This is a genomic window from Lactiplantibacillus sp. B652 (assembly GCF_023806745.1).
Classification (GTDB): domain Bacteria; phylum Bacillota; class Bacilli; order Lactobacillales; family Lactobacillaceae; genus Lactiplantibacillus; species Lactiplantibacillus pentosus.
The window spans coordinates 1-721 of record NZ_JAMSKY010000056.1 but is presented as its reverse complement, the minus strand read 5'-3'; the positions used below and the strand labels follow the sequence as shown (position 1 = coordinate 721).

1 protein-coding gene is annotated in these 721 nt (G+C 41.6%); it reads right to left on the bottom strand.

Features of this window, described 5'->3' with window-relative positions; translation table 11 throughout:
- On the bottom strand, window positions 1-551 hold a 551-nt coding region (locus MZO40_RS16960), incomplete at its 3' end, for a ribonucleotide-diphosphate reductase subunit beta (protein WP_252133473.1).
- Window positions 552-721 lie beyond the last annotated feature (170 nt).

The window sequence follows — 721 nt, the reverse complement described above, 5'->3', positions numbered from 1 at the left end:
AGTTTGATGACTTCAGAAAGATTTGCCAGCTTATTGTTACCACGGTACCAAAGTGGGGTAAAAAAGTTGGTGTAGTACAAAATTCCTTCAAGAAAGACGCTTGCAACTTTCTTTTCAAGGTTGTTTCCCGTTTGATAAATATCATTGATCCGTTTGGCTTTGTATTGCATTCTGGGATTATTGTTCATCCATTTGAATACTTCGTCAACAGTGGCTTGATCGTTCAAAGATGTCAAAATAGTGCCGTAGCTTTTGGCATGAATTGACTCCATCATCAAAAAGTCATTGAGGACTGCTGCTTCTTTTCGTGTCCGAACGTCTGGCCGCATCACATCGACTCCTTCTTCAGATTGGAGTGTGTCCAGCAAGGCTAATCCACCCACAACCCGATTGATAACCGATTTTTCGGTGCCAGAGAGTGTCCGCCAGTCCCGTAAATCATTAGAAACAGGTACTCGCGTATCCAGCCAGTATTGTGCCGTTGCTTTATCCCATACATATTCGTCAAGTTCGTCTTCGATGATGTTCCAATTAATTGTTTTATAGCTCATTAGTTGAATACTCCTTAAAAGTCATAGTCGTCATCGGTCATTTTTTCAGTGTCCGATTCATTGTTTGCAGCCGTTACCTGTTGCAAAAATTGATTTTGGTCAATCATCAGTTCTTTGAGTTGCGCCACTAGTGAAGACGGTTGAACTTCGTAGACAGCGTTAAAGCCAAG